General features: G+C 67.1%; 16 protein-coding genes. 8 read left to right on the top strand and 8 right to left on the bottom strand.

Going from position 1 to position 19873, the window contains the following annotated elements:
• Nucleotides 1–7 precede the first annotated feature (7 nt).
• Nucleotides 8–436, top strand: a complete 429-nt coding sequence (locus V6V47_RS16040) for a Fur family transcriptional regulator (protein WP_334629016.1) — start codon at nt 8–10, stop codon at nt 434–436.
• Nucleotides 437–459: 23 nt separating this feature from the next.
• A complete protein-coding gene (gene katG, locus V6V47_RS16035; RefSeq protein WP_334629015.1) occupies nt 460–2733 on the top strand; it encodes a catalase/peroxidase HPI in 2274 nt (757 codons plus the stop codon).
• Nucleotides 2734–2811: 78 nt separating this feature from the next.
• On the opposite strand, the gene V6V47_RS16030 is transcribed toward katG, so the two are convergent.
• The 4 genes from V6V47_RS16030 to V6V47_RS16015 all read right to left on the bottom strand — a co-directional run bounded on the left by V6V47_RS16030 (nt 2812) and on the right by V6V47_RS16015 (nt 6899).
• A complete protein-coding gene (locus V6V47_RS16030) occupies nt 2812–3330 on the bottom strand; it encodes a GNAT family N-acetyltransferase (protein ID WP_334629014.1) in 519 nt (172 codons plus the stop codon).
• A 169-nt stretch (nt 3331–3499) separates the two neighbouring features.
• Nucleotides 3500–4378 (bottom strand): viperin family antiviral radical SAM protein, encoded by an 879-nt coding sequence (locus V6V47_RS16025; RefSeq protein WP_334629013.1) that lies wholly within the window; start codon nt 4376–4378, stop codon nt 3500–3502.
• A 2-nt stretch (nt 4379–4380) separates the two neighbouring features.
• On the bottom strand, nt 4381–5211 hold the full coding sequence (locus V6V47_RS16020) for an inositol monophosphatase family protein (RefSeq protein WP_334629012.1): 831 nt from the start codon (nt 5209–5211) through the stop codon (nt 4381–4383).
• Nucleotides 5208–6899, bottom strand: a complete 1692-nt coding sequence (locus V6V47_RS16015; RefSeq protein WP_334629011.1) for a prenyltransferase/squalene oxidase repeat-containing protein — start codon at nt 6897–6899, stop codon at nt 5208–5210. The genes V6V47_RS16020 and V6V47_RS16015 overlap by 4 nt, the downstream gene beginning before the upstream one ends.
• A 295-nt stretch (nt 6900–7194) precedes the next feature.
• Between V6V47_RS16015 and V6V47_RS16010 the strand changes: the two genes are divergently transcribed.
• Nucleotides 7195–8172 carry a hypothetical protein gene (locus V6V47_RS16010; protein ID WP_334629010.1) on the top strand — a complete coding sequence of 326 codons (978 nt, stop codon included), beginning with the start codon at nt 7195–7197 and terminating at the stop codon, nt 8170–8172.
• On the opposite strand, the gene V6V47_RS16005 is transcribed toward V6V47_RS16010, so the two are convergent.
• A complete protein-coding gene (locus V6V47_RS16005) occupies nt 8062–8853 on the bottom strand; it encodes a hypothetical protein (RefSeq protein ID WP_334629009.1) in 792 nt (263 codons plus the stop codon). The genes V6V47_RS16010 and V6V47_RS16005 overlap by 111 nt on opposite strands.
• Before the next feature lie 87 nt (nt 8854–8940).
• Nucleotides 8941–10842 carry a PEP/pyruvate-binding domain-containing protein gene (locus V6V47_RS16000; protein WP_334629008.1) on the bottom strand — a complete coding sequence of 634 codons (1902 nt, stop codon included), beginning with the start codon at nt 10840–10842 and terminating at the stop codon, nt 8941–8943.
• A 306-nt stretch (nt 10843–11148) separates the two neighbouring features.
• Here V6V47_RS16000 and V6V47_RS15995 point away from each other — a divergent pair, with 306 nt between their 5' ends.
• The 4 genes from V6V47_RS15995 to V6V47_RS15980 are packed head-to-tail and all read left to right on the top strand — an operon-like array spanning nt 11149 to nt 15111.
• A complete protein-coding gene (locus tag V6V47_RS15995) occupies nt 11149–12693 on the top strand; it encodes a phenylacetate--CoA ligase family protein (protein ID WP_334629007.1) in 1545 nt (514 codons plus the stop codon).
• Nucleotides 12690–13136: a DUF4188 domain-containing protein gene (locus V6V47_RS15990; protein WP_334629006.1), complete on the top strand. Its 447-nt coding sequence runs from the start codon at nt 12690–12692 to the stop codon at nt 13134–13136. The genes V6V47_RS15995 and V6V47_RS15990 overlap by 4 nt, the downstream gene beginning before the upstream one ends.
• The gene (locus V6V47_RS15985) at nt 13133–14221 is read left to right on the top strand and encodes a hypothetical protein (protein ID WP_334629005.1); all 1089 of its coding nucleotides are present in this window, start codon (nt 13133–13135) and stop codon (nt 14219–14221) included. Before V6V47_RS15990 ends, V6V47_RS15985 begins: the two co-directional genes overlap by 4 nt.
• The gene (locus V6V47_RS15980) at nt 14218–15111 is read left to right on the top strand and encodes a hypothetical protein (protein ID WP_334629004.1); all 894 of its coding nucleotides are present in this window, start codon (nt 14218–14220) and stop codon (nt 15109–15111) included. The genes V6V47_RS15985 and V6V47_RS15980 overlap by 4 nt, the downstream gene beginning before the upstream one ends.
• A gap of 40 nt (nt 15112–15151) precedes the next feature.
• Here V6V47_RS15980 and V6V47_RS15975 read toward each other — a convergent pair whose 3' ends face one another.
• Both V6V47_RS15975 and V6V47_RS15970 read right to left on the bottom strand, forming a co-directional pair.
• Nucleotides 15152–17257 carry a hypothetical protein gene (locus tag V6V47_RS15975; RefSeq protein WP_334629003.1) on the bottom strand — a complete coding sequence of 702 codons (2106 nt, stop codon included), beginning with the start codon at nt 17255–17257 and terminating at the stop codon, nt 15152–15154.
• Between the two features lie 99 nt (nt 17258–17356).
• Complete coding sequence (locus tag V6V47_RS15970) at nt 17357–18154, bottom strand: SAM-dependent methyltransferase (protein ID WP_334629002.1); 798 nt, start codon at nt 18152–18154, stop codon at nt 17357–17359.
• Between the two features lie 748 nt (nt 18155–18902).
• Between V6V47_RS15970 and V6V47_RS15965 the strand changes: the two genes are divergently transcribed.
• A complete protein-coding gene (locus V6V47_RS15965; protein WP_334629001.1) occupies nt 18903–19676 on the top strand; it encodes a hypothetical protein in 774 nt (257 codons plus the stop codon).
• Nucleotides 19677–19873 lie beyond the last annotated feature (197 nt).

Raw genomic sequence — 19873 nt, 5'->3', positions numbered from 1 at the left:
TCAGCCCGTGACGTTCGACTTCGAGGCGCAGCTTCGGGCCGCCTCGTTGCGCGTGACCCGGCCCCGGTTGGCGGTGCTCGCAGCGCTGCGTGACCACCCGCACGTTGACACCGACACCGTGATCGCGCTGGTCCGGAAGGATCATCCCGCGGTCTCCCACCAGGCGGTGTACGACGTTCTGCGCGCGCTCACCGAGGCCGGTCTGGTCCGGCGCATCCAGCCTGCCCACGCGACCGCCCGGTACGAGTCCCGGGTCGCGGACAACCACCACCACGTCGTCTGCCGCTCCTGCGGCGCGATCGCCGACGTCGACTGCGCCGTCGGCCACTCACCCTGTCTCACCGCCTCCAACGACCACGGCTTCGTGGTCGACGAGGCGGAGGTCGTCTACTGGGGCACCTGCCCCGACTGCGCGGCCGACCGCACGCCCCAGTGATCCGCAAGCTCGGAAGGAATCAGATGAGCGACACCCAGGACAACGGTCCCTCCAGTGCGCAGGGCGTGGACCAGAAGGCAGCCGGCGGTTGCCCGGTCGCGCACGACTCGGTGACCGCGACCGGCAGCGAGAGTGAGAACCCGGCGATCGACTCGCCGACTCCGAAGACCGGCGGTCGTCCGCGCACCAACCGTGACTGGTGGCCCAACCAGCTCGACCTCTCGGTGCTGCACGCCCACTCGTCCAAGGGCAACCCGCTGGGGGAGAACTTCAGCTACGCCAAGGAGTTCGCGAAGCTCGACGTCGAGGCCCTCAAGCGGGACATCGTCGAGGTGCTCACCACCTCGCAGGACTGGTGGCCGGCCGACTTCGGCCACTACGGCGGCCTGATGATCCGGATGAGCTGGCACGCCGCCGGCACCTACCGCATCCAGGACGGCCGCGGCGGCGCCGGGGACGGCGGTCAGCGTTTCGCCCCGCTCAACAGCTGGCCGGACAACGCCAACCTCGACAAGGCCCGCCGGCTGCTGTGGCCGGTCAAGCAGAAGTACGGCCAGCAGATCTCCTGGGCCGACCTGCTCGTGCTCGCCGGCAACGTCGCCCTGGAGTCGATGGGGTTCAAGACCTTCGGCTTCGGCTTCGGTCGGGTGGACGTGTGGGAGCCCGAGGAGATCTTCTGGGGTCCCGAGGACGCCTGGCTCGGTGACGAGCGCTACGTTTCCGACGCGTCGATGGCCGAGGGCGTCGGCGCGACCGAGATGGGCCTCATCTACGTCAACCCCGAGGGACCTCGCGGCAGCGCGGACTTCCGGGCGGCGGCGCACTTCATCCGTGAGACCTTCGGCCGGATGGCGATGAACGACGAGGAGACCGTCGCCCTCATCGCCGGTGGCCACACCTTCGGCAAGGCCCATGGTGCGGGCGTCGCCGACAACCACGTGGGCGCCGAGCCCGAGGGTGCCGCGCTGGAGGCGCAGGGCCTTGGCTGGCTGAGCACCCACGGGAGCGGCAAGGGCGAGGACACGATCACCAGCGGCCTCGAGGTGACGTGGACCGACCAGCCGACGCAGTGGAGCAACCGCTTCTTCGAGATCCTCTTCGGCTACGAGTGGGAGCTCACCACGAGCCCCGGTGGCGCCAAGCAGTGGGTCGCCAAGGACGCCGAGGCGATCATCCCGGACGCCTTCGACCCGGCCAAGAAGCACAAGCCGACCATGCTCACGACCGACCTGTCGCTGCGCTTCGACCCGACGTACGAGAAGATCTCGCGCCGGTTCCTGGAGAACCCCGACGAGTTCGCGTTGGCCTTCGCCAAGGCCTGGTACAAGCTGCTGCACCGCGACATGGGCCCGGTCAGCCGGTTCCTCGGCCCGTGGGTCGCCGAGCCCCAGCTCTGGCAGGACCCGGTGCCAGCCGTCGCCGGCGACCTCGTGAGCGACGCCGACGTGGCCGCCCTCAAGGCGAAGGTCCTGGAGTCCGGCCTCACGACCGCCCAGCTGGTCTCCACCGCGTGGGCCTCCGCGGCGAGCTACCGGTCCACCGACAAGCGCGGTGGCGCCAACGGTGCCCGGCTCCGTCTCGAGCCCCAGCGCAGCTGGGAGGTCAACCAGCCCGAGCAGCTCGCGACGGTCCTCGACACCCTCGAGGGCATCCAGCGGGAGTTCAACGCTGCCGGCGGCGCGCAGATCTCGCTCGCCGACCTGATCGTGCTGGCCGGCTCGGCCGCCGTCGAGAAGGGGGCGCGTGACGCCGGCGTCGAGGTGACCGTGCCGTTCCGTGCCGGTCGCACCGACGCCACCCAGGAGCAGACCGACGTCGAGTCCTTCCGGGTTCTCGAGCCGCGTGCGGACGCGTTCCGCAACTACCTGCGCCCCGGCGAGAAGACCCAGCCCGAGGTGCTGCTCATCGACCGTGCCTACATGCTCAACCTGACGGCACCCGAGATGACCGTCCTCATCGGCGGCCTGCGCTCCCTCGGTGCCAACGTCGGCGGCGCCACGCACGGCGTCCTCACCGACCGGATCGGCGTGCTCAGCAACGACTTCTTCGCCAACCTGCTCTCGCCGGGCACCCGGTGGAAGGCGTCGGAGTCCGAGGAGCACGTGTACGAGATCCGCGACCTGGCCACCGACGAGGTGAAGTGGACCGCCACCGCGGTCGACCTCATCTTCGGCTCCAACTCCCAGCTGCGAGCCCTCGCGGAGGTCTACGCCAGCCAGGACGCCCGTGACAAGTTCGTGGTCGACTTCGTCGCGGCCTGGGCCAAGGTCATGGACCTCGACCGGTTCGACGTCTGACACGCCCCAACCGAGGAGCCCGGTCAACCCACTGTGGGTCGACCGGGCTCCTCCGGCTTTGCCCTCTGGCGCACCGCGTCAGGTCGTCAACAGCAGCCAGGTGTCCGGAGGGATGTGCGGCTTGCCAGGGACAGCGCGCCGTTCCTCGCGGTAGCCCGTCGGGCAGACCTCGGCGGCGATCCGGCGCCAGAAGCGGGCGGCACCAGGATTTTCCTCCTGGAAGGCGATCTCCCAGTCGCCCGCGTGTTGGGCGAGGAGTTGCCGGGCGGCGAGACGTCCGACGCCCGTGCGGCGCACAGCTCGCACGACGAAGAATTCGGCCATGCGCAGCGGCTGGATCGCCAAGCCGGAGACAAACGCGAAGCCCACCGGAACGGCCTGCTGGTAGATCAGGTAGCCGCGGCTGTCGGGGTCCTGAAGGTAGGTCGGCAAACGGCCAGGGGTGAAGAGACCCAGGTCGTTCGGCAGCGTGTCACGGAACTCGGACAGGTCGTGCCGGTAGAGCTGCCACAGTCGTTCCAGCAGCGGCAGGTCATCGGGCAGGCTCGACCGAAGAGTGACGGGGTTGCGCATGCCATCATCCTGCCGGATCGGCATGAGGCCACCGCCGCCGCGCGCGCGATCGACGGCGGCATGCCCACCGCCCGGGGGGGATTTGCGGCGGCGCGGTGACCGACGACATCGCGGCGCGTCCTGGTGCCGCCCTGGGGTGTGGGCCTTCGAAGGAACACCGGCAGGTCGTCCGGCCGCCCCGTCAGGCTCGTAGTCAGGTGACAGGAAGGTAGTAGTGCCCGCCGCGCGAGACGAACTTTGCCCGGCTGATGCTCACTTGCGAGATCGCACGTGGGACGCCGACGTCAAGGATTGACTCGCTGTAGTGGTAACAGCCTCGTGTGTTGTCAAAGAATCGACCGGCCGGGTCGAGCATCGCATAACTGCCGATGAGATCATCGTTGGTCTCGACGATCAGTGCCGTCGAATCGGCGACCAGAGGTCGGTGCCGGGCGACGTAGGCTTCGAATTCCTCGTCGGAGACGAGGTAGGGCTCGACCTTTCCAGAATTCTGCCCGCGCACGGGCAATACCTGCATCACCTTCCAGCGTACCGGCCGTACCAATCGGATGAACTCACTCAGGTCCTCATCGAGATTGGCCCGAGAAACCACCGTGTTCACGCGCAGCGAGACGTCGGTGACGTCGACCAGGCGGCACAGCGCGAGGTACTTCTCGGCGTCCATCGGGCGGCCCCTGGTCATCCGACCAATCTCGCGCAGGGTTGGCGTAGCCAGGCTGTCAACGCTGAGCACGAGCCAGTCGAGAGCCTGCTCATACTTCCGAAGAAGCTCAGCGGACAATAGGCTTCCGTTGGTCACCACGCACGTCTGCGCGCCGTGTTGCTTTGCCATCCGCACCAGCTCGTCGAGCCAAGGGCAGAGGAAGGGCTCGCCGCCGGCGAAGGTTACCTTCCGGAAGCCGGCCAGCACGAGCAGCTCTACTGCCTCCAATGCCTGACTCCTGGTCAAGTGACCCGCAGGTAGAACGGTGCTTCGGACGTCGTTGAAGGTGGCGAAGCAGAACTTGCAATGCATGTTGCAGGGTTGCCACACATGAAAACTTACGGTTTCGACCGGCGGAGAATAATCCATCCCTACTCCTTGTTCCCGGTGCTGAGCCCCTCGTTCAGCATCTGCAAGAGATGCCGGGCCAACAGGTGGCTGCGAGCGGCTACAAATGAGACCGGCAATGAGTGCATTGAACGCGTTATGACTAGTTCGTTGCCGGTCGCGTCGAGGAGGCATCCGCCCGCCGACTTGAGTATGTACGCGCCACCGCAGACATCGAGCAGGTCCGCGTCGAGACAGACCATGGCGTCGATCGCACCGTCGGCCACCAGGGCGACATCCAGGCCAGGAGCCCACAGGTTGAGAACCCGCTTGCAGGTCCTGTTGATGGTTGGCCACAGCTGTTCGGCACGAGCCCGGGCCTGCTCCGAGTAGCCCGAAACCAGGGAGACCGTTGCCTCGCCCGGGTCCGTGACGGCCGTCGCCGAGGATTGGAACGGCTGAGTATCGCTGGCGCAGAACTCGCGGCCCATCAGGGGATCGTGCACGACGGCCAACCGCACCCGCTGGCCGACGAACAGGCTGAGGATGACCGCGCAGTGGGCGACACCGTAACCGAAGTTGTTGGTGCCGTCGAGGGGATCGACAGCCCAGATCGGCCCTTCACTGAGCCAGCCAGAGCGGGAACCCTCCTCCGAGACGATGCTGATTTCCGGGCACTCCTCGCTGAGGAGCTTGACGATGACCTCGTGAGCGACGAGGTCGGCCCGCAACTGCACGTCGTGTTTCCCCCGCCGCTGAGTGATGCTGCGGCGGCCGAACTCGGCGCGAATCGCGTCCCCTGCGGCCCGCGCGGATCGGCGGGCCAAATCAAGCAGATCTTCGGTACGCCGTTCGGAGGGCCGCAGTTCCATCATGGATTCCGCTTACCTTTCTGCGTCGTCTCACGCCGATCGCGCCTGAACCGATATTCCTGAGCGAGTAGGGGCGGCCCGAACGCTCCGGCAACCGCGATGACGGCCGTCAGGACGGCCGAACCCACCTTCACCGTCGTGGAGCTCGAGGCGAGGCCACTCAACCACCCCAACTCGGCAGCGGTGAGCAAGGCGACGGCGACCGTGAGCGCTGACAGCCAGACGGTCTGCCACCGTCCGAGCCCGGCGTTGACGGACCTCCCGGTCATTCGCTCACGCAGAAGACTTGCCAGTACGCCATGCATGACGACCCGTTCCCCTTCGCGGAGGCGGGCTGCCGCGAGTGCTGTGACGTCCCGGGCGCTTGCGTCCATGACGGTCCGGAGCGCGCGAACGGCGTCGTACAGTGCCCACACCGCAGAGACGGTCGGGGCCGTCTGGTCGCAGTCCCAGGTGCCGTCTGGTTTCTGGAGCATCAGCAGACGCTCGACACCGACGAGGATGCAGGTGTCTCCGATGTCATGGCCCATCATCGTCAGGGCGATGAGTGCCCAGGGCGTCGTGAAATGTCGGTAGTCGAGCCTTGCACCGCTCCTGTCGTCAATGACGTAGTTGCTCGATGTGCCAGCCCACGGCTCGGCGTGGTCTCGACGAAACTGCGACTCCAGGTAGACCGCACCCTTGCGGAGCGCTTCGTCCTCCTGAGCAGCGCCAGCCGTGCGTAGCGCGATCAACGCATGGGCTGAGTAGATCGGCTGGCTCCGGCCATCGCCGCTCATCGAGCCCCAGCCGCCGTCTGGATTCTGACCCTGCCGCAGCCAGGAGACCGCCCGAGGCACCGCCGTGTTGTCTCCAACGCGGGAGAGCACACCGATGGCCAAGGCGGTGGCGAAGGTCTGTGGTGTCCGTGCCGAGGCAGAGGAGGCCCAACCGCCCGCGGTTGTCTGGTGCGTAAGGAGCCACGCGACTCCCCGACCGACGTGTTCGTTCGCGTGGTCTCGGCCGACCGCCAGCAGCGCGGAGAGACACATGCAGGTGCTTTCGGTGATCGAGACGTCGCTCATGGCGCCTACCAGCGCCCGGCGGACCTGCCAACCGCCGTCATCGTTCTGCAACGCCTCAATGGTCTGTGCGGCTTTGTCGACCATGGCACCACGGATACCTACGTTCAGGTAGGCGAGGATGCCCTGCGCTGTCGAGAGCAGACCGACGGTTTGTCCGTCGAGATATTGGGACCACCCGAAGTGCCCCATCTCTTCGGAGTATCGATGCTCCAGCACACCGGCCGCGGCGTCGAACGCCTGGTGGACCTTTGGACCGAGCGTGACTGCGCTGCGTTCGGCGGCGCGACGATGGGTCGCCGCGACAAAGTGTGGAAGGAGGTCGGGAGCGAGACCGGCTACCGCGACCTCTCGCAGTGTGAGCAGGCGAAAGGGGTCGCCGAGCTGCTCGCCGACGAGCGGCTGACGCAGGACGGCAACGGCTAGTAGTTCATAGGAGGACGCGGAGGCGGTGAACGAGATCAAACCGAGGTATGACGTGTCAACTTTCAGTTGATCAGTCGCAGCGCGCTCGATGAGCTCAGCGAGCGTCTGTGAGGTGTCTTCAGACGCGTGAAGATCGACGGTCGGGAGACGGTGTCGGCCATCTTCGTACATGAGGACAAAGCGATCATCATCGCTCGAGTCCATCAGGACGAGCGTGATCTTGGATTCGACTGGACGTCTCGTAGCTCTGCGGCCGGCATGCCCACGAACTGACGCCATCTGGCTCCCATCGGGATCTGAGGGCTCGCCCACATGTCGACGTACGGCATAAGACCGATGAATATGACAGCATGTGATTTTATCGATACCGGGCAGTTGAGTCTAGGGCGCAGATCGCTCCAGAGGGCGGCTGACCAGTCGCTATGATCAAGCGAAGTGGTTGCAGGAGTCGTCCGATCGCCGGTGGCAGGGCCTCCGCATCACGGTGAGGGCGGGTCGGATGGTCTTCGAGTTCGACGACGAGGTCTACGGTCATTTCGCCATCGAAGACGATATGCTCGTGGACCTTCTCAACAGTCGTGCCGTGCAGCGGTTGCGGGGCATCAGCCAGGCCGGTGCTGCTTCGCTGATCCGCGCTGGCCGGAGCAACACAAGATACGACCACAGTGTTGGTGTCATGGTGCTCACCAAGATCCTGGGTGGCAGCGCTGTCGAGCAGGCCGCAGGGCTGATCCAGGATGCCTCACACACCGCGTTCTCGCACACCGTCGACCACCTGTACGGAGACCGCGAGGAAGAATTCCACGAACGGATTTTTCCGCTCGTCATGGCACGCGGAGACATCCCGACCGTGTTGGAGCGTTACGGGCTGACCTGGCACCACCTTTTTTCGGCGGAGAATCTGGGGCGGGTTGACGCCCCCGCTCCACTGCTCTGCGCGGACCGCATCGATTACACGTTGCGTGACCTGCTGCGTTTCGGCTACATCACGACGACGGACGCCGTCGACTTCGTCGACCGCCTCTGCTATCTGGACGGTGTGGTCGCGGTGCGCGACGTTAAATCCGCCGCGATGTTTGCAGAATGGTATCGCTACCTCGTTCTCGATCTCTACATGCACCCGCTCGAATTGTATGCGGACGACGAGTTGGCACGCATCCTCCGTCATGGCCTGGAACACGGCGTTCTGGTCGCCGATGACATGCTGTTGACGGACTCCGAGGTCCTTGAAAAGGTGCGGGCCGATGACGTGCATGGGCTCAGCGCGCAGCTGGCGGTCCTGGAATCTACGAGCGCCGCCGCGGAGGGCGCCGGGCCAGGGAGCCGGCGGGTCTACAGCAAGCCGCGGGTGGTTGATCCACGGGTCCTAGTCGGTGGGACCGTAGTGCCGCTCTCGCACCTGGGGGGCTACTGCATCGACTGGTCCAGCATCATCGCTCGCGCCACCGGTGGGGTGGAGGTCCGGCGGACGGGCTGAGCGCGTCACGTCGCGAAGAGCGTCGCGCAGCCGGCCCGCAGTCATCGCGAGGTCTGTCTTCTCGGCCTGCTCTTCCCAGTTGACCACTGTCTCGGGCTCGAGCCCGAGCACTTGAGCGAACAGCCGCCGGAACAACCGTGGCGCGGGTCTGCTGCGGTGATCGGGATAGAAGACATGGTGCCTTCCCGAACCCGAGAAGTAGAAGTATTCGTCCTCCCGGTTGCTGTTGTACCAGGCGATTGTCTCGCTCTCGGTCATGGCCGTGTAGTTCGTGAACTGACAGCGCATCTGTTTCACGACAAAGGCCGTCTGTGTCGTCGTCAGTGAAGTCGGTAGAGCGTGCATGTGGGCGTGTGCGCAGAAGACATGGCTCTGTTCGTGCTGGCAACCCGCACCATGTTCGAAGAACTGGGTATCTTTGCCATATTCGAGGCGACTCATCGCTGCGACCAGTCCGCGCACCCGCAGCAGGTCGGCCCCTGCGGCACGGAGGCCGGAATTCACGAGGGAGGGTGCATGCTCTTTGGACACGATAACCGTATGACCGGGAACGATGGATCCGGTAGCGACCAGCACGTGCAGACGCGGTGTAGACATCAGAACGAGGCCAGGGTCCGGCAGGCAGAAGGGGCAGTGTGGGACGATGTCGAATTTGCGCGATCCGCCTCGCTGTTCTGTCATCTGGTGTCTCTCCCCTCAGCCGGACGCATCTCGAGCGGAACTGCGTCTCCTCGTCCAACCAACCCTCGTCTTCGAGGGTCACGGTGTTCACGAAAGCTCCCAGGTGCGCCCAGTGCCCAATGCGCGGAGCGTGACGTGACGACCGGGCGTCGCGTCGATCTGGATGCTGCCCGCCGTCTGTAGTTCGGCGAATATCTCATCGCCGACACGGACCGCCACGATGCCTCGCTCGCGCAGAACCACCGCGAGATGGGCCAGTACGGACGCGCGGGCGAAGGCGAAACCGCAATCCGGACCTGCCCCGTAGACCAACGGGAGCAGGTCGACGGATGCCTGCTCAGCGAGGTACACGATGCCGCTGGCGGGCTCGTCTGAGCTGGGCCGGTTCAATAGATGTGCGTTGAGGTTCTCGGCCGGTAGGCCGGTGTGTACGGGGCACACCCTCCCCGCTGTCGCGCCCGGTGAGATGATGCCGGAGGAGACCGCGTTCGAGGTGAGGGCGAGGTGCTCGTCGTCTGCCTCCGCGGCATCGATCAGATACGCGACCACCTCACCGTGCTCGCGGAGAATGCCGAATTCGAGCGCGGTTCCTGGTTGCGCCGAGGCCAACGTGGCCAACTGTCGCGTCGCGTCGATGATCTCGTTGTCGGTGAGGTCCAACGGCTCCTCGGGGGGTTCCTCTTTGATCACGTGACCGTTGACGAAATGGTACGCCCGCTCCTGCGGTTGACGATCCCCCCGGCAGGTGCGGAAGCTTTCATCTACCAGGAACGTCGAGGTGGTGATGTAGCCCTTGGGCACGAAGTGCCCAAGGGCTAACTCGACTACGTATCCATCGACGATGTGCCGGATGATTCCCGTGGCGACCGGATGGTAGATCCCCTGATCGATAACAACGGCGAGCCAACTATGGGCAAGACCCCGCATGGCCACGTCGACACACGCCGACGACCCTTCGCCGAATGATGGGTAGCGCCGAATAGAGTAGCGACGGCAGCCTTCGGTGAAGAATTCGACGTCGAAGTTGTTGATTGCAGCGAACTCGCGCAAGACACTGTTGTTCACCTCAGGTGGGTGTAGGAGCATGACGCTCCTGCCGACACTGTCGGTCAGACGCTCGTTCATTTCCGGTTCCGCATCGGCGCGGACGGCGTTGTCGACGAAGACGTTCACGACCGCGGGTGAGGTGCGCAGCCCGTGGGCAAGAGCGTCTCGCCGTAGTCTGATCTTTGGATGATCGCGGACGATCGCGGGCAGTGCCTGGAATGATGCCGCCGTGTCGAGCGCAATGGTCGCGCGCCGCGGCAGGACGATCGGTCTGACCTGGAGCAGGACGATCGCCTCCGACGAGCGGTCGATGCCCCACTCGACGTCGACCGGGCATTCGAGGATCGCCTGCAACCTTCGCAGTGACTCGCCAAGGAACCGGAGGTTCCGTACGTGGTGTGGCCAGTGCCCGCGCGTGGCGTCGCCGGTTTCGGCGTCCAAGGCCAGTGACTCCGCGGTCAACGCCCCGCCGACCAGTGGCTGGCCGTTCCCGGTCGTCCATTCAACGACTTGTTGCCGTCGGTCGAAGGTCAGTGGGTCCATGGAGGAGGCAACGCCCGCGAAGGAGAGGTCGACGAGTTTCTGGACGACGACCCCGACGGGCATGATGCCGGCCGCGCTGGCCCGGACGTCGGCCACGCGCTGCGTCAACTCGGTCGGTGTGAACCGCCCGAGGTGTGTCCGCAGCGATCCCGCGTGCGACGCGGTACGGCTGTCTTCGGCGACGCCAGAACTGCGGACCGCGACGGCCAGCCTGCTGTCGGCGGTCGAACCGAGCGCTTCGGTCAGGGCCTTCATGAGTTCGGGGCCAGGGAGGTGCTCGTCGTGCCCCACTGCCACTCCGGGCGGTACCGGCAGCCCCGCTCCCTTCATCAGGCTGAGATAGTGCGCTTTCCAGCCGAATTCCTGCGGCGACAAACGTCCGCTCGAAATGTCTCTCATGGGGAGGTGCCCTTCCTGAGTGGATTAGGCACGACGTGACGCGCGACCGCAGTTGTCGTCATGAGCCTCTCGAGATGGCCGAGACGAAAGGGCTGAAAGCGCCCCAAAATGATGCCGTCGCCATGGTCAGTCACGATCGGTGACCCCTCCTAACCTGTGGCTCAAGCAAACCGAACGACCAGGGTCGATGTCCAGAGCCGGATCTCCACCCAAGGCCCCGTCGGGCAGGCTGAAACCGGGGGTACCCAGAAGCAGCTGAGTATCCGCCATCAGGTGCCTGGCTCGAAGGTCCAATAGCGTGGCAGCGTGGTGCTGACATTCATGCGTCGGTGGACGCTGCGGTTCGCGAGCTTCGCCCTGACCTGGCTCTACACGCTCTACCGGATCCACCCGGCGGTGTGGCGACTCATGGCCCGCCAGTACCGGCCGTCCCTGGGTCGCTTCGCCCGGCTGCACGCATGGATGACCTGCCAGTTCGCCGCCATCGACGTGCCGGCGTACGGCGACTTCCTGCGCCGCAACCAATGGCGGTTCCGGTGGTTCGACCTGTCGTCGTACCCCCCGACGGACAAGCGGTCGTACGTGCAGGCGTACCCCGAGGCGCAGCGTTGTCGGCACGGTGAGATCGAGATCGCTGGCAGCGTCGTCGACGAGTCGTCGGGCTCGTCCGGCCAGCCCTTCAACTGGATCCGCAGCCGCCGTGAGCTGCGCTCGGTCCACAAGAACCTGGCCGGCTACGCGACCATGGTGTTTCCGTCGAAGCGGCGGTTCGTCATCAACGCGTACTCGATGGGCGCCTGGGCCACCGGCACCAACACGGGCATCGCCATGTCGAAGATCGCGATGGTGAAGAACACCGGACCGGACCTGCAGAAGATCGTCGACACCCTGCGGTACTTCGGACCGGGTTTCGATTACATCGTCACGGCGTACCCGCCGTTCCTCAAGCACCTCCGCGACACGCTCGACGCCGAGGGCTTCCCGTGGGCCGACTACCGGATCAGCGGTCTGGTCGGCGGTGAGGGGATGACCGAGGCGCTGCGCGACTACCTGGAGGAGCGCTTCGTGAAGGTGCGTTCCGGCTACGGGGCCAGTGACCTCACCATCGGCATGGCGGGGGAGACCGACTTCAGCGTGTGGATCCGCCGGCGACTGCGGACCGACGCGACGCTGCGGGCCGCCCTGCTCGGCACCGACGAGCACCGCCTGCCGATGGTTTTCCAGTACAACCCGCTCGAGACGTACCTGGAGACCACGCCCGAGCACGAGGTGCTCTGCACGATCAACTCGACGGCGGTGCTCAACCCCAGGGTCCGGTACAACATCGGCGACGAGGGCCGGCTCGTCTCGTACCCCGATGTTGTCGCCGCGATCGTCGACCCGGCCGCGCGGGCCGACGCGGAGCGCGCCTGGCGGGTCGACCGGATGCGGTTGCCGATGCTGTTTCTGTTCGGCCGCAAGGACAGCACGATCTCGTACATGGGCGCGAACATCTATCCGCAGGATGTCGAGTACGGCCTCTACACCGGCAACTCCCAGGCCCACCTGCTGCAGAGCTTCTGCCTGGAGCTGATCGAGCGAGCCGACCTGGAGAGCCGGCCCGTCATCAACCTGCAACTGCGTGCGGGTCTGCTGCTCGGCCCCGACGAACGGCGATCCCTCGTCGACACCTGCCGCGAGGGGGTTCTGGGGCATCTCGCCGAGGTCAGCCGGGACTTCGCCGAATCCCTCGCCGAGGACCCGTCCGTCGCGGACCTACGGGTCGAGGTCCACGAGTACGGCACCGGCCCGTTCGCCGGGGCGACCGCAAAGATCAAGAACGTCTACCTGGTGAGGGGCGCCGCAGCATGAGGACCACCGACTTCTCCGCCGCGCCTCCGGTCGGCCAGGCGACCGCCATGTTCGTCGGCGCCACCCGGTACCGGGGGCCGCGCTCGATCCTCACGCTCACCCGGACCTGGTTCCGAATGGTCCGGCAGATGCGGCGAATGGACGGGTACCGGTGGCACACCGTGTACTACCAGTTCCCGTTCACCCTCGGCACCATCGCGTTCTTCAGCGACCGCGACGCGCTGCTGAAGTTCGCCCGCAGCCGCCACCACCGCGACCTCATGTGCTGGGTGACCGACCACGGCACGAAGAACGCGACCGGTGGCTACATCCGCCTGTACAACGCCGAGCCCGAGGGCTACAGCAACGGCACGTGGCGCGCCGAGGGGGACGGGATGGCGCACATCCCGACATTCACCCCGCTGTCCTCCGAGCGGGTCGGCCCGCCGGTGCACCGCGCATGAGACTGACGCCCGTGCAGTCGCGGGCCGACCTGCGAGCGTTCGTCGAGTTCCCGCTCCGGCTCCACCCGACCGACCGGTACGTGCCCCTGCTGTCCTCGGTGATCGCGGCCCACCGCCATACCGCCGAGCTGTTCCTGGTCCGCGACCGGCACGGCGCGGTCGTCGGGCGGACCAGCATGCACCGCAGCGCGGCCTTCGACACGAAGGTGGGCCCCCGGCAGCTGTTCGGGCACACCGAATTCGTCGATGACGAGGCGGTCTTCGCCACCATCATGGACGCCGTCGAGGCCAGGGCCGCCGGCCGGCCGCTGTTCGGCCCGGTGGCGCTGCTGCCCAACCAGACCGGCGGGGTGATCACCTCCGGCTTCGCCGACCGCGGCTTCGTCGACTCCGCGTGGAACCCCGCCTACTACCCGAGCATGTACGAGCGGCACGGCTTCCACCGTCGTTTCGAGGCCGACACGTGGCTGGTCGACCTGGGCGGCAGGCCCACCGGTGCCGACCATGACCGCGGCTTCGCCTTCGATGACGCCCGGATGACCGCCGAGCAACTCGTCATCCGGCACGGCTCCCGGCGCCATCTGAGCAGACAACTGCCGATCCTGCGGCAGATGCTCAACGCCAGCTTCACGCAACTCGGCTACTACACCGACATCTCCGCCGAACAGTTGGCCGAGCAGACCGACGGCCTCGCGTTCCTGCTCGACGAGGGGTTGCTGCTCTGGTTGGAGAAGGCCGGCCGACCCGTCGCGTTCGTCGTCACCGTGCCGGACATCTCCGAGTACCTGATGACCGTCGGTGGCCGGCTCGGCGTACTCAACCAGCTCCGTCTCCTCGCCACCCGCGGCCGGTACCGGAGCGACGCCGTCCTCATCATCAAGGGCACCGTGCCCGACGAGCAGAGTAAGGGGTACCTGACGCTGCTGTCCCGGGAGCTGCACCGCAACCTCGCCAGCAGCGGGTACCAGACGTTACGCAGCACCTTCGTCGAACGGACGAACGTCGCCTCGGCCGCCCAGTACCGGCGAGCCGGCGGACGGCCGCTACACGGCTACACCTTCTACGAGAGAGGGGCCGCGGCGTGACGTGGGTGGAGCAGTTACGGGCGAACGAGGTGATCTGCCGTCGGGCGCCGAGCGCGCACAACACCCAGCCGTGGCGACCGGAGTACCACGCCGACGAGATCGTCATCGGTGTCGACCCGGCCCGGAGCCTGCCCGACTCCGACCCGACCGGGCGTGACCTGGCCCTCGGCATCGGCGCGTTCGTCGAGACCTGCCTCATCGTCGCCGCCGACCTCGGTCTCGCCGTCGGCGCGGCGCCGGGCCCGCGCCTGGTGCCTGCGGCGCAGAGGTACGCGACGCCGTTCGCGATCGCCGACGTCGAGGCCCGCCGGGTCGCCCGTGGTCCCTACGAGCCGGGGTACGTCGACGACGCCGTCATCGCCGACCTGGGCCCGGGCATCGTGCACGTCGCCAGCCGGGAACTCGTAGCGGACCTGGAGGTCGCCGACCGGTGGCTGTTCGGCACCCCGGCCGTCGCAGTCGAACTGCGCGACTGGCTGCGCCTCGACCCCCGCCACCCGCGATATCACCTCGACGGGCTCACCGATCGGGCTCTCGCCCTGTCCCGCTTCGAGGCGCGCTTCCTGTCCGCCGCGCTGCGCGCGTACCCGATCACCCGGCGTCTGGGGCTCGCGGCGCTGCTGGCCGCAAGCGGGCGCGACCTGCTGCGTTACGACGGCAGCGTCCTGGTCCTGCTCGCCGACGGCGACGACCGCGTCGCCGCGGGCCGTCGTCTGCTGCGGACCTGGTTGGCTCTCGCCCGGCACGGCCTGGCGGTCCATCCGCTCAGCCAGCTCATCGACTGCCCGACGACCGCGGAACGGCTCGCCGAGCGGGTGGGCGGCCAACCGCTCGCGGTCTTCCGCGTTGGCCGACCCCTTGCCGAACCGGTGCGCTCGGCCCGGCGGTAGCGTGCGGCACGCGAACGCTCCACACCGGGGCTGCCAATCTCTAGTCGGGGGCGGCCTGCATGGCGAGGCGGTCTTGCAGACGTGCGTGCCGGAACTGGTACAGCGGGCCGACGGTGCGCAGGACATGCCTGGCCCGGGCGTCCTCCAGGAAGTGCATCATCCGCAGCGGACCATCGCCCTGGACGCGTAGCCAGACGAAGGCGAGGAGCGCCCGCCATACCCGGGACACCGTGACACCACAGCCCAGGCCGAACGCCAGATTGAAGGCGATGCCGCGTGCCGAGGGCACTCCGGCAGAGAGGACGAGGATGCCGCCCAGCCCGAGCACCGCACCGATCAGCAAACCGCAGCCGAGATCACGCTTCCAACAGGTCCACGGATCCGCGGTGCTCCGGTCGGTGCCGGTCGGCCGTGCTCCCGCGTAGGCGAGCATCAGTGTCAGGGTGAAGGCGCCGGTGACCACCAGGGTGTGGATCGGACCGGGTGCCTCTTCGCCGGGCTCGAGGAAGTAGGTGAACCGCAGCCGGATGAACGCGAATTCCCCACCGGCCAGGATCAACCACCCCAGGATGGCACTCGGGGTGGCCAGCGAGCGCAGTCGATTGATGGCCCACGCGCGAGGCTCGTCGGAGGTGCTGCCGAACATCAGGTCACCGCCGGACTGCGTGAGTAGCCCGGTAGGCATACCGAAGAGCAGCCCGAAGACGATGGCGGACGCGATGACGGTGCTGGCTCCATCGCCGATCGCGAGGACCAGCCCCGAGGCGATGGTGCCGATCAGCCCTGCGATGGTGGACGTCATGACGACCTGAATGACGAAAGGCAACCGACGGGACGCCCGCCACCAGGCCACGTCGCGATCGTCGGTCTCGTCGAGCCGCAAGGCGAGCCGGCCGAGCCAACGGCGTGCCTGGTCGACCGTGTAGCTGGGCGGCGTGCTGTCGTCGTCGGGATCCTGGCCGTAGGCGTTGAGCAGAATGGTGTCGAGCAGGTACTCCTCGGCGGCTCTACGGCTCCGCCGACGGCGTGGGTTGAGCAGCTCGCCGAGCCGGTCCTCGCGGCCGTGCAGGTCGCGAACCAGGCTGAGCATCAGAGGGTTCTCCAATGCCGTGATGAAGCCGTCGCGAGAGTCGCCGCGCAGGCGCCGGAGCAGGCGTTGCCAGGTGCGTGTCGGCGTGCCGGGGAAGCTCTCCAGATAGTCGGCGGCCTGTGCCGCCGTGGGAGGCATGAGCTCAAGCGTTGCCGCTCCGATCAACAGGCCCCGCCTGGCAGCCGCGTCGCCCATCTCGTCGCCGCGGCTGAGTAACACGATGCGCTGTGCTGTCAGCGCGTTCAGTTTCTGCAGCACGGCCGGGCGCAACCGCGGCGGTACCGCATCGAGGCTGTCGAGGACGAAGGAGACGCGGCCAGCGGCCAACATCTCGCGGACGACGCCCGGCCCGAAATCCGTCGATCGCAGGAAGGAATAGGTGTGCAGCAGCTGGGACGTGGCCCAGGTGAGGAAATCCAGCTGGCCTGGATTCCAGTCGTGTAGCCCCAGTATCACCGGCACAGGCGTGCGGACCTGGTCGTCCGGATCGAGCGAGCGGCGGTGGTTCAGCGCGCTGAGCACAAGCTGCAGCGCAGCGCTGGTCTTGCCCGCCCCGGCGTCACCGAGCAGCACCACCCGCCCGGACGCCACGCCGCCATAGACCTGAAGCAGATCCGCCAGACTTCCGCTGTCGAGCTCGCCTGGACCGATTGCGTTCATCCCCGGCAGCGGAGTCGCCCGCTGCTCCGTCCACGTCGGCTTCGCGGCGGCGTCCTGCGATGTGCCGAGGCTGCGCGCCGACCATTTCCAGCTCAGCGGTATGGGTGGCAGGACGCGCAGCCCGCGCTGTTCCAGATCAGACTCGACTCCCTCGCGGACTCGATCGGCCAACCGGTCGACGGCGCGGTCGGTCAACTCCGGCGCGGGATCCGGCCGGTGCACGAACCTGCGCCACAGCACGGGAACGGCCGGCACGGCTAGCGCCAGCAGCGCCGTGAGGGTCTGAATGGGTACGACATGCTCGGGATGCGCAACCAACATGACATACCCAGCGGTGATGACGCCTGCCACCCCGAGGAGAACGATCAGCAGCAGACCCCGGCGGGCATTGAGCATGGCGAGTAGGTTACCCGGCGCCCGGCCCGACCGGGTCCCGGCCGGTCGCCCCGAACTCGCGGCCCCCCGAGTCGGCCGACCGGCCTTCCACCGTGGCAGTCAGGGCTTGTGGGCCACCGCGCCGTACGCGTCGATGCCCTGATCCTCGGGATCGTCGCTGTGCCACAGCGGGATCGGCACCAGGCCAGGCTCGACCATCGTCAGTCCGTCGAAGCAGGTGGCCAGGTCCTCCGGGCTGCGCAGGATGTACGGGACCCCGCCGCTCTCCGCCAGCCGTGCGGCACCCGAGACCACCGCGGGACTGGTGTCGGTGCCGTCCCACAGCACCAGGTAACTGCCGGACGCGGTGGCGTTCATCGTCGTCTGGACGATCGAACGCACGACGTCCATGTCGGGCTCGTAGCCCAGCACGCCCATGTACATCACGGCGATGGGCTGGTCGAAGTCGAGCGTCTTCGCGGCCTCGGCAAGGATCGCCTCGGGCTCGTGGTAGTCGGCGGGCACGTAGTTGGTGACGCCCTCCGAGGTCGTGTTGGCGAGCAGCGCGCGGGCGTGCACGAGCACCATCGGATCGTTGTCCACGTAGACGATCCGCGACTCGGGCGCGATCCCCTGGGCGACCGCGTGGGTGTTCTGCATGGTGGGCAGGCCGGTGCCGATGTCCAGGAACTGACGAATGCCGGCCTCGGCGGCCAGGAAGCGTACGGCCCGCACCAGGAAGCGGCGGGACTGCTGCGCCATGACGACGATCTCCGGGTAGACCTCGGCGACACCGTCACCGGCTGCGCGGTCGGACTGGAAGTTGTCCTTGCCGCCCATCCAGTAGTTCCAGATGCGTGCCGCGTGCGGCACGTCGGGCTGGAGTTTCGCGGCGAGTTCGGAATCCGAGCCGGTCATGCCGGGCCCCCATCCAGAGAGGTCATGGATCACAGCCGTGATCGATTCAGCATCGTACCGAGCGCGGGTCCACTGTCGACTCCGGGTCTGGCTGATCCGTGTCGAGGTCGACATAGGTGTATGTCGTTGCCTCGGCGGCCCCTGGGTGACGGCCCTGACCTCAACCACGCCCACGGCGTGCGCCGGCATCGAGGCCACGTCGATGGCTTCCGGTCACGGCAAATTCGAATTTGGCAGAGCGCCACGTGGACGGCGAATCTTTGATGCAGGTTTCTGAGTTTGGGGGGCGGACAGCATAGTGGAAATGGGCGCATTGACCCCGTGGAGATTCTGCTCGATTTGGCGGCTCGCGGCCAGGGATTAATGGTCGTGAGCGAGGGCTTCACGTGTGGGTTGACAAGGTGCGCAAGGCTGGCTGGGGGGTACGGGAAGAGCCGGGGTTCAGGAAATCTGAGGACCCGGTCGAATGCGGATAAGTGGTTGTCGAAAGAGCGCGATATTGCGGCACCGAATGGAGTGTTCGCGCTAGGTCCCTGGTGATATGGCGAAAGGCCGCGTATGCACGGCGGGCATCGACCACCATTAACCAGATGGTCCGCTGCGCGATCTTCTCGGCGGCCCGTGACATGATTGCGCCATGGGAAAGCAGCAGGACGTCGGCGGGCCCGACCGTCACAGCGGGTCAGGCACGACTGAAGGCAGCGCCGATGCGCGGCTCGCGATCGCGCAGGATCCCACAACGCCACCGATGACTCTTTTCGACCTGGCTTCCGATCCGTCACCCGTGGTCCGTAAGGCGGTCGCGGCCCGCAGTGACGCACCCGCACAGGCACTGCGACCGCTCACCCGGGACCATGATCGCGACGTCCGGGAGGCTGTGGCCAGAAACCCCTCGACCTCGACCGGCAACCTTCTGCGTCTCGTCAAGGACGCCGACCGGTGGGTCCGCTGGGCGGTCGCCGGCAACCCGGCGTGCGACGAGTCGGTTCGTCGGGTGATGTCCGAGGCATCCGACAAGGAGCTCCGTGGTCTGCTCGCGGAGACGCGGGAGCTGGAGCCCGAGCTGGCCGCCAAGCTGGTCGACGACGTCTCACCGGAGGTGCGGGAGCGACTCGCCACGCACACCCACGATCCGGACGTGATCACCGCTCTGCTGGCCGATCGCACCGCACGCGTCCGCAAGGGGTTGGCCCGTAACCCCCGGACCACCGCCGAGCAGCGCAGCGCGCTTGCACAGGACCCCGTGGTCGACGTCCGTGCCGAGCTGGTCCGCGCGGTCGAGCTGACTGAGGCGGATCTGGAGCGCCTGGTGGACGACCGGTCGCCGCAGGTCCGACTGGCGATGGCCAAATCCGAGGTGGTCCCGGCGCGCATCCGGCAGGCCCTCGAGCGCGATTCCGAGGAGATGGTGGCCGACGCGGCGCGGACCTTCCGCCCGGGGTCTGGTCACTCCTCGGTGATCAAGGCGCCACGTGTCGGTCACCGCCGCACCGGAAGCGGCCCGGGTCGCGCGGAACGCTGAGGTCGCCGACCAGAACCACCCGACCGCTGGCCGGCACCCCGAACGCGGGGGTGCCGGCCAGCGGCGTACCCAGCCGCAAATCTTGGACAGTTTCCGTTAGCACGGCGGGCTCAACCGGTGGTTGCAACACCGAGGAGTTGGGTCATCTTCTCACCTGGGGTGGCCCAGCCCAGGGTCATGCGGGGGCGGTCGTTGAG

The organism is Micromonospora sp. CPCC 205539, from assembly GCF_036906815.1.
In the GTDB taxonomy this organism is placed as follows: Bacteria; Actinomycetota; Actinomycetes; order Mycobacteriales; family Micromonosporaceae; genus Micromonospora.
The sequence above is the reverse complement of the archived record's forward strand: the minus strand, read 5'-3'. Positions and strand labels throughout refer to the sequence as shown.